The organism is Pseudomonas sp. NPDC087615 (genome assembly GCF_044743445.1).
Lineage (GTDB): Bacteria > Pseudomonadota > Gammaproteobacteria > Pseudomonadales > Pseudomonadaceae > Aquipseudomonas > Aquipseudomonas baetica_A.
The window spans coordinates 1-9,961 of sequence record NZ_JBIUWM010000101.1 but is presented as its reverse complement, the minus strand read 5'-3'; the positions used below and the strand labels follow the sequence as shown (position 1 = coordinate 9,961).

Here is a 9,961-nt window from a genome sequence, read left to right as displayed (position 1 = left end):
TGTCGTCGAATACTTTGCGTTTGTCGGTCATGGAGAGCTCCTCAATAGGTGTATTTTCCACCTATCGGGGTGTCCGGGGAAATTAGACCACTGCAAGCGTCGAGCATAGACAAAGAGTGCCTTTACACCGAGGAGCTTGATCGTGAGCGAATCGAGAAAGAAGCACTTCTCGCCGAGAAGGATATTTCTGGCCGACTCCAGGCTATAGGCAAAGAAAAAACCGCACTGAAAAGCATCGAAACGACGATGTCGACCCTCCAGCTAGGATCGAACGATACAGCTGCACTCGAGCTAGTCGACTTGAACGACAAAGCCGTGAAAGCACGAAAAGTCAGTGAAGAGGCTGCGACAGCTATTTTTGGGAAAGCAGAGCTTGAGGGTGTCGGCTCAGCAACCTGGCAGCAAATGTGGGAGCACGCTCGCGCGTATTCCACCGCCGCGGCTTATCCTGAGTCGGCTTTCCCAAATGTGTCACCTGAGTCACGCTGCGTGCTTTGCCACCAAGACCTCGACGAGGCGGCACAGGCACGGCTGGCTGGATTTGAAAAGTTTGTAACCGACGGCCTGGAGACAGCCGCAAAGAAAGCTGAAACAGCGCTAACTGAACGTAAGCGCCGTATCCCTACCCTTCCTTCTCAAGCGGATTGGCTCGTCCAGATGTCCACTCTGGGCTTCGAGAAGGCGGAAGCAGAATCTTGGCTCATCTCGCTGAAGACACGGTTGGAGCGGCTTGCACAAGGTACTCCCCTCGTCGGCCAGCAACCTTTTGATTGGTCGAACATCAACGATGCGGTGAAGAAGAAATCCGTCACCTTGACTACTGAAGAAGCAAGTTTGGTCGCACTGCAGAAAGATGAGCACCGTCAAGTCATGCATCAGCGAGTGCTGACGCTTCAGGCGAAACAATGGCTTTCGCAGAACAAGTCTTCGATCGTCGCCGAGAAGGACCGACTCACCGCAGTGGCATCCCTAGACAAAGCATCACGCTCGGCTGCGACGAATTCCCTGACAACTAAAAAAAATGAGCTTGCCAAGACCGAGCTGGATGCAGGCTATCAGACTCGATTTGTGAACGAGATGAAGCTCTTGGGAGGTCATCGTATTCCCGTATCACCGCAAAGCAAATCCGGGGGCAAGGGAAAAATCACCTTCGGCTTGAATCTGGTGGGTGCTCATGGCACTCATGGCCCAGAGTACATCCTGAGCGAGGGCGAGACACGAATAGCTGCACTCGCTGCATTCCTGGCTGATACAACGGGTTCCAATCAACTGGCCCCTTTCATTTTCGACGACCCGATCTCATCACTCGACCAAGATTTCGAAGAGAAAGTCGTGGAGCGCCTGGTACAGCTATCGCATACAAGACAGGTCATCATTTTTACCCACCGACTTTCGCTGGTTTCCCTGGTAGATTCCGTCACAGACAAATTGTCCAAGACTCCCGGCATGCCTGCTGTAAAACCATCGCTCACCTCGCTTCGTAGGATGGACAAAACCGTCGGCATCGTGGCTACTCAAAGTGCCCGCGACGCAAAACCAGCCAACGCACTGAAAGGCCTGATCGACCACACGATCAAGCACCTGAAAAAGCATCAGGAAAACGCCGAAGTCGATAGCTATGAGGTACTCGCCAAGAGTGCTTGCAGCGATTTCAGAATCATCGTGGAGAAAACAATCGAGTTCATTCTGCTGGCAGATGTCGTCGGACGCTTCCGCCGCGCGATCAATACCCAGGGCAAGCTACATAAGGTTGCCAAGGTAACCACTGATGACTGCTCATTCATTGATGATCTGATGACCCGCTACTCCGTATTCGAGCATGCTCAATCAGAAGAACTGCCGAGCAGCGCGCTTGAGCTGGCGGTGTTTGAGGCTGATGTTACGGCGTTGCACAACTGGATAGCTGAGTTTTCGGCCCGTAAATAAAAGCGCTCATAATCTGGCCAGAACCGGGCGTGCGACCTGGGTCTGGTCAGGCTCTAGCATGACCGCATAACGCGGGGTACTAGCAAGATTAGACGGCAACAATTCCAAACACCATACCAATTCCTATCAAGCTACCAGCGATGCTCCCGAATGGCGGTTGTCTCACCAAGCCTCCAGAGCGCTGAGAAGCTAGATATTCTAGCCAGCCATCGTGGGCTTATTAGCTAGCATCGTCGTGATTTGTCAGGCGCAGACAGTCATCACGGGGCTCAGCGTGCCCCCCCCAAAAAATGGACGACTGCCGGGCTTCAGATATCGCAGTGGTAGCTGCTATAGGGGCAGCCTCCATCAACCAGCCCATCAGCTACAACCTGAAAACTATGGCCAAATGACATCCCTGCCGGTACAGTTCTTTCCCCGTTGTGCCATGGAACAAGGAATGGGGCCTCTGCCCCGCAGTTATACGGGTATGGCCTGAGAGATAGAAGGATGAAGGATGAAGGATCCAGACGCTAGCCCCAGTGCAGCGGGATATGGCTACCAGTACGAACGCGCGCTATACCGAATCTTCACTGCACCCAATGCGCAGACCAAATTCGGCATCGAAACGGCTGACGACGTGGAAGAGATCAGCCAGACAGCAGCAGGTACTCGGCGCGTTTCTGAGCAGGCCAAGCTCTCCGTACAACCTCGTAAAAACCCACTGCAAGACAGCAGTAAAAACCTGTGGAAGACCCTCCGCATCTGGTTGAGCGGGTTATCGGCAGCTCGAAAGGAGCACGAGGCGTTACAGTACCTCTTCGTCACCAATCGAATTTTGAAAAAAGGCACGTTAGCCATGCGGCTCTCTGACGCTTCCTCAAAGCAGGAAGTGGCAGAGGCAGTCGTTGCACTGCGAACACATGCCAGCGGCATGACAGGGAAGCCTGGTGAAATCGCTCGGGATGTCATCGCGTACTCGGACGCCGACCTGGCATTTCTGATCGAGCACATGCACATCGAGGATGGCCAGCTCAATGCCCAGATGAAGCAGCGGGTGATCGCTTCCCTTCACCTCCCAGAAGACGCAGTTGCTAACGCTGAGACCATCTACCATGGCCTCGTCGGCTTCTTGTTCGACCAATGCCAAGAGACTTGGGTAGCGCGCAAGCCGTTCTGGACAACCGCTCAGCCTTACTACAACAAGCGACAAGCGCTCGTAGAGGCGTTCATGAATGGCCCTTGGGAACCTCTGCCCTTCGAGAAAACTGACTTCGCACAATGGGCCCAGAAGATTGATCCCGCGGACATGCTCTTCGTGGAACAGCTCAACAAAATCAACATGCCCAAAGATTTGCTGATGCAGCAGTTCGGCTTCTTCTGTGCCGCCTACTCTGAGCGCATCCGCCTTTTGGACTCAGGTCGAGTTCTGCTCAACGATTTAGACTCTGCTGAGCGCGTGCTGAGTGACCGCTGGGGGTCTATCAACAGTCGCCACCGGTTGACGAGCATGAAGTCGGTGGCTCAATTCGAAATTGCCGATTACAACGTCGTAATGATCAGCACGTTGTTTCCAGACACGTTTCCCATGAAGGTCGGGCGGGTGAACTCCACCGCTCAATACTTGTTCAGCGGCACCTATCACAGAATGGCCAATGGCGATGGGACACAGTCACCCATCCATTGGCACCGTGACGCGTCGACCCCGGAGGATGAGTCATGAGTGAGGTGTATCTGGATCGCCAATTGATCCACAACTCGTCACTGGCATGCTTCCTCCTGACGCATTTCATTGGCGAATACCAGGAGGCCGGGCTTGGGCAAAACCCAGATCTGCCCAAACTGATGTTGGTGTTGCCGCTGGTATGGAGTCAAAGCTCGCGCGAAGCGTTGTGCAAGCGTACCAGCCGCTCCACCCTGGGTGCAGTGCTCAGGGAAACTCCGGTATTGAAAATTGATTTGCAGCGTAGAGTGGCCGCTCATATGGGTACAACCCTGCAGGGCCTCAATCTCGCCGTCTCCTCTCGACTGGTTGGAAAAGTCGGCGGCAGGGAAGATGATGCGAGCTTCCAAGTCCTGGTCGATCGCTTGCCACGAGGCATCAAGAGCACGATTCCAGCGCCCATGCTGCAGACCACTGAGAGACTGGCGAAGTGGTTTGCCACCGACACTACAGAAAACCTGTACAAGCTCTTGTTTGGGATTCCGAATGAAATTCACGATTGACGCTGTCATCCTCTGGCCTCGCTGCCCTGGTTTGGAGCCACGAGTCATTCCCTTTGAAGATGGGAAGATCAACATCATTTACGGATTGAGCGGCACCGGCAAATCGTCAATTGTTCATATTATTGACTATGTGCTGGGCGCGACCAAGTGCCAGATCCCAATCGGCATCATCCGCGACACGGTCGAGTGGTTCGGGATGAAGATCCGTCTTTTCGATACGACCTACATCGTCGCGCGACGTACTCCAGGAAACTCCCAAGGCTCAAACGATCTCTGCATGATGGAGGTCAACGATGATGGCATTCCGGATTCCGTTTACCGCACCCATTCCCTGGGTCAGTACAAAGCCGCCTTTGATGGCATGGTACGAGTCAGTGACCTCCCCCACTCCGATGAGGACGAGCCGTCTAGCTTCGATCGCCGCAGCTCTTATCGGGACATGGCTGCGTTTAACTTCCTCCCACAGCATATTGTGGCGAACCCGAACACCCTATTTTTCAAAACCGACTCGTTTGCTCACAAGGAGCGCCTGACGCGGGCCATGCCCTATGCGCTCGGCATGGTGGATGCAAACTACATTATGAATGAGCGGCGTCGGGATGAGGCGCAGCGTGAGCAGGATCGGCTACGCAAACAGGTGGCGGTACACGATGCAGCCAAGGCGAGCCATTACGCCGACGTTGACCAGTTGTTTGATCGCTGCATTCAATTGGGCTTACTTGAGCGCACAAGCGCACAGGGTGCTCAGAAAGTCGAGCTGCTCAAGAAGGTCGTCATCGCCACCCATGAAGGGCGGCTCGAGCAGACACTTCTGGAGCCTCAACGACTGCATATCTCACAGAAACTGAAGGTGGTCATCGAGGAAGTCGGGAAGCAGCAACGTATCGTTGACGAATTTGACGCCCAGATCGATGGCTTCGACTACTTGGCTCGTAACAGTAAACAATTCGTCGCGGCCATTGATACTGAAAAATCCCATGTCATTGGTCTCGATTGGCTCAAGCAGAGCGTCTCTGACGGTGGGCATTGCGTGGCCTGTGGCACGTTCACAAACGCCCTGCCCCTGGTTATCGAGAACCTGGAAGAGAAGGTCAAAAAGGTTACCCGGATTTCGGACGCTCTCAAAGACAACCCCGTTGTCGACAGGCAGCTGGCTACGCTGAAACGGCAGCGCGCCAAAGAAGAGCGTGAACTATCCCGTTTGATGCGCGAGCAGACTCGCCTGATCCAAGAGGATGAGCGCACCCGAACCGCCATCGGGCAGATTTACTACGTTGCGGGCGAAATCAGCCGGCTTCTCAAACAACTGGATGGCTCTGAAGCTGACGAAAGCCTGCAGAAGCGCATGACCGAGCTGGAGAACTTAATTCGGCATTACAACTTCCAGATGTCGTTGACCGACATGGCTGAGCAAGAGCGGAAGGTAGATGCCCAGTTGGCCCCTATGTTCGAGGATTATGCGGATCAGTTCGCTCTTAACGGAACGCCTGGCGCTCAAATCTATTTAGACAGAAAAGAACTCACGCTGCGCTTCGAGTCACATGGCCAACGGGACTTCCTCTGGGAAATCGGCAGTGGCGCGAACTGGATGGGGTACCACGTTGCGACGTTCCTCGGCATTCATGAGTACTTGTCGAGGGAAGAGAATCGCAAGCTCCCACCCTTCAGTTTCATCGTGATCGACCAGCCGAGCCAAGTCTATTTCCCTAGCAACACTGGTGGCATAAACACATTGGATGCGGGCTTCGAGGCTGTGAATCAGGCTAGGCCAGCGGACGTCATTGCCACGCGCCAAATCTTCGAGGTACTGGCTGAGGGGCTTAAGCGAGCAGGTCATTTCATCCAGATCATTGTCCTTGAACATGCGGGCCCGGACATCTGGGGGAATGTGGCTGACACAGTGCCCGTCGCAGCCTGGGAGCGTAAGGGCGATGGTCTAATCCCTGCCCACTGGATTCATCCACACACTGACCCTGTGTAGGTCTCCTGAAGTTCCCAGAAGCGCACCGGACTTAGTTCAATAGAAACACGAGGAAAAGCAGAGATGGATGTGAAGTTCCTGTCGGCTTCGCAGACGCAGTCGACACTCATAGCGCTGGTCGAGAACTGCGAGTCGATGCAATGGGCAGTAGCCTGGGCGACCGAGAACGCGGTCTTCGAGGCAGCGATGAAAGACAGCTCGAAGTTCGAGCACTTCGTTGTCGGCACTCATATGTTCCAGACGCAACCCGAGGTGCTTGAGCGGGCAGCAGCGCTAGCGGCCGCAGCCGTCGTTCCTCCCACGGGCGACCTGTTCCACCCGAAGGTCTACCTGTTTCGTAACGGGCAACGCATACGCTGCGTGGTCGGGAGCCCAAATCTCACGAAGGCGGCGATGAGCCGAAACGTCGAGGCGAGCGTGCTGCTTGATGGCTCGCTTGACGATGCAGCGCTGGTAGAGCTCAGTTGCTTCGTCGCAGAAGCGTGGAAGGGGGCGGAGGACATCTCTCACGAATTCCTCTATCGGTACCGTCACCAGTACGCAGCTAAGACGGCTGCGCGACAGGAACTGATCAAGTTCGCTGACGTTCGGCCACCTTCTAAGCCGAATACAAAGCGCGCGCCACATGACATGAGCTGGGCGGACTACCTCGTGCAGGTCCGAAGCTCATCACACCCGTCTGCGCACCTGTTTAAGGAGCGCTTGGGCGTTCTGACAAAGGCTCGCGCCCTTTTCGCGACTGGCATACCCTACGCGAAGTGGAACGAGGACGACCGCAAGCTGGTCGCTGGCACTCTCGGGCGCAAGAAGTCTCAGCAGCCAGGCGTGGACTACGGGCTTTTCGGGAGCATGGGCGCAAGTGGGACGTTCGCGAACCTGGTCATCGAAGCGCCCACAGGTCTCTCCCACGCCCTCGAGTTCATCCCGTTGATGGGCGCGGTCACGCAGGACGACTACGACCGCTACTGCAAAGCGTTCAGAGCAGCCTTCGATCAGGACGGGCGAGTCGGCGGACTACCGACCGCGACTAGGCTCTTGGCGATGAAGCGGCCTGACGCATTCGTGTGCATCGATTCGGCCAACCGAAAGGACTTGTGCGAAAACTTCGGTGTCAGCCCGAGCACAACGAACCTGGAGAACTACTGGCAGCGCATCATTGAGCCGATGCACGGTGATCCGTGGTGGAGACATCCGCAGCCGAGCAATGCGGCTGACGCCGAAATCTGGTTGGGACGTGCAGCGCTTCTGGACGCCATCTACTACACGCCCCGTTGAGCATGCAGCTCTTCGACTTCCTGCGGAAGCAGAACACCTCCATCCTCCCTTGAAACCGCCGAGGTTCACCGATGGTGAAGAAGTCGCTAACTTGGTCATCGTCAAAAAAATCTACATCCTGGCAGTGCAGGCCAAGACCCTACGCCACCGCCTCACCAGAATTGAGGACGCGTGGTTTCTTGTGAGTATTAGTCTGCCGGCTCCCACACGGTTGAAAGTCAGCTTGCAGCCTCCGCCGACGTTCAACTGCGAAATCCGGCCGACAGCAACCAGCCTTTTCCGGTCACTACCGACAAGTCCCTGACTCTCGCTTTGGGTCGAAAACGGTCGGTCGCGAATGGTTGAATCCACAACCCAAAGTGGACCTTCATCAAGGGCAATTTCCCGTCAGTAGCCCTCACTGACTATTCGATGTGCTCGCCATCAGGGATGCTCGGCCCTACGCTTTGGTCGACGCCCATTGGGGGAGCACAGAGCCCTTTTTTGCCCTCTTCGTAAGTTACTGATTTTATTTAGGGCTTCGGACCGCTCAAAAAAACAGGGTGCAGATACCCAGCGTCAGGGTTGATCTTGCTCCAGCACGCACTCGGTACAATCTACATGGCAGCAGCCCTCATCTTGAGCGGCCGCAGCCTATAGTGAACGGCTGAGCGGTCTAGCACCCGACACATTTGACGTAAGACTAATTTTCCTCAATACGATCCTTCAGCCACTCCCCTACCCGCTTGCGAATTCTGACATCGCCAAGGTCATCGAGCACGTTAGACGGTAAAAGTGTGCCGTCGTCATCAAGTAGTTTGCGAGCCGGGTGACCATCATCCAGTAGATCAAGAAGCCCCATAGCCACTGCACGATCACGACTTTCCAGCGCGTAGACGCCCAGCAGCAGTAAGGCTCGGTGTGTCTGAGACTTCCCAATCTGCTCAAGGAAGGCGGCAGCCTCACCGACAGGAAAATGCCGCCCCACCAAGGCCGTGAGTGAAGCAGCTAATGTTGCAGACACCCTCATCAACCGCTTGGGGGTGATCTTACTCAGAATGTCTGCTTCAACAAAAGGCGCCAAAGTCAATGCCTCTGTGGCGTCAGCACGGGCCCACGACAGTAGGTCCTTATTCTTCACTATGGCCCAAATCTGCTGGCGGATTTCGGCCTCACACAGGCTGGCAGCGGTTGTGAGTGCAATACGACGTAAGGTCCGATCTTCGGTCGCTCTCGCCAAGTCGATAAGCTGGCTTCCATGCTCACAAGACAGCTCCCCGTACCCCTCAAGCGCATTCACTGCCTCGCGTGCAATCCGGTAAAAGGTTGGCTCTTCATAGGCTGCATTAGCTTCTGAGTGACGATCTTTCGACATTGCCATCAAGACCGGTAAATGGTCTGCATGTGGTCGCTTGGTCAACTCGTTAACGAGTGCAAGGCGCACTCGGTTTCCTCGATCGTTCTTCAGATCGAGTAACTGAGGGGGCAACGGATCCGGTAGCCTAGGTGCCAGGTATTCAAGTGCCGCACAGCGGGCGTCAGCACGGCGATGACTCAATGCACGCCAGACGAGCGGCTCACTGTCTATTGCTATTGCCGCTTGCGCCGCTGCGAGTGCGCTCGCAGCCTCTGTGCTTTCATCCAGCCAACGCTCGATGGTACTCGCCGGAACACCGCCACTCGCAATCATGATCGGCACAATGTGAGGCAGAACGGTCACTGAACAATCTGACGCAGCAGACTCCAACAAAGACAGCGTCGGACCTCCCACACCTTGTGAGGGGCCCGCAGCACAAAGAGCACCCAGGATTTCCCTGGCCTCAAGAGGGAGAAAACGCAGGTCAAAAAGACTGCCCTCCTCCACCTTCACCACCACGCTGAAGTCCACCAAAAGCTGAATGAAGGCCGCCGGCGGACTCATGAGTGCCTTGAGGCATTCAACCAGGACTGCGGGAGCGACAGTGTAGGCACAGAGCATGAGCGAATTGCGAAGGTACTCATCCTCAGGCGAGGAAAGCATTCGATCCAGCAACGGCTTTTCCAGCGAAGGGTACCAATGCTTGTGAGCAGCTCTCCACGCGACACCCTCACTGTTACTGCCCAAGGCAATGTTCAAAATGCTGAGTAGCTCATCCTCGCCAGTTTTAAGCCTAGAGTCCCGAATGTTGCGAGCCCACTCGTTGACCAAGCTTTTGGCATGATCATGATTGGCAAGGTCTTGCCAGCATCCCGAGGAGCGCTTAGTTGAGACGAAGGTCGCAACAAGAATGCGTGAAGCCTCACCTTCATCATCTGGTTGAGAGCAGTACCATTCCTCATACGCAATGTCGCGCTCACCGTCTTCAATGGCTCTCCACTCTTTGACATTTCGCGGGTTTGGCAACCGTAGCGCCTCAAGCTCTGCCAAGGCTTCGACTAACACGGCCTCGTATCCCGGCAAGTCCCTTATAGCTCCCGCGGCAATCACACGAGCATTTGAATGGAAGGGGGTACCGACTAGGTGTAGTGGTCAACTAATTCCGGACACCTCGATAGGTGATTTTGACGCCATCGCCCGTTCGTAAACGGTCGGTGGCAGATATCCCAGTTTCGAGT

6 protein-coding genes are annotated in these 9,961 nt (G+C 55.2%); 5 read left to right on the top strand and 1 reads right to left on the bottom strand.

What is annotated here, in order from left to right; all coding sequences use genetic code 11:
• Window positions 1-48 precede the first annotated feature (48 nt).
• The 5 genes from ACIOU6_RS27185 (at window position 49) to ACIOU6_RS27165 (ending at window position 7,387) form a co-directional block, all read left to right on the top strand.
• Window positions 49-1,926 carry a hypothetical protein gene (locus tag ACIOU6_RS27185; RefSeq protein ID WP_401139797.1) on the top strand — a complete coding sequence of 626 codons (1,878 nt, stop codon included), beginning with the start codon at window positions 49-51 and terminating at the stop codon, window positions 1,924-1,926.
• A 496-nt stretch (window positions 1,927-2,422) separates the two neighbouring features.
• A complete protein-coding gene (locus ACIOU6_RS27180) occupies window positions 2,423-3,628 on the top strand; it encodes an ABC-three component system protein (RefSeq protein ID WP_401139794.1) in 1,206 nt (401 codons plus the stop codon).
• Window positions 3,625-4,131 carry a three component ABC system middle component gene (locus ACIOU6_RS27175; protein WP_401139791.1) on the top strand — a complete coding sequence of 169 codons (507 nt, stop codon included), beginning with the start codon at window positions 3,625-3,627 and terminating at the stop codon, window positions 4,129-4,131. Before ACIOU6_RS27180 ends, ACIOU6_RS27175 begins: the two co-directional genes overlap by 4 nt.
• Window positions 4,115-6,112 (top strand): DUF3732 domain-containing protein, encoded by a 1,998-nt coding sequence (locus ACIOU6_RS27170; RefSeq protein WP_401139789.1) that lies wholly within the window; start codon window positions 4,115-4,117, stop codon window positions 6,110-6,112. The genes ACIOU6_RS27175 and ACIOU6_RS27170 overlap by 17 nt, the downstream gene beginning before the upstream one ends.
• Before the next feature lie 63 nt (window positions 6,113-6,175).
• Window positions 6,176-7,387, top strand: a complete 1,212-nt coding sequence (locus tag ACIOU6_RS27165; RefSeq protein ID WP_401139786.1) for a phospholipase D family protein — start codon at window positions 6,176-6,178, stop codon at window positions 7,385-7,387.
• Window positions 7,388-8,069: 682 nt separating this feature from the next.
• Here ACIOU6_RS27165 and ACIOU6_RS27160 read toward each other — a convergent pair.
• The gene (locus ACIOU6_RS27160; RefSeq protein ID WP_401139783.1) at window positions 8,070-9,788 is read right to left on the bottom strand and encodes a hypothetical protein; all 1,719 of its coding nucleotides are present in this window, start codon (window positions 9,786-9,788) and stop codon (window positions 8,070-8,072) included.
• Window positions 9,789-9,961: the final 173 nt, after the last annotated feature.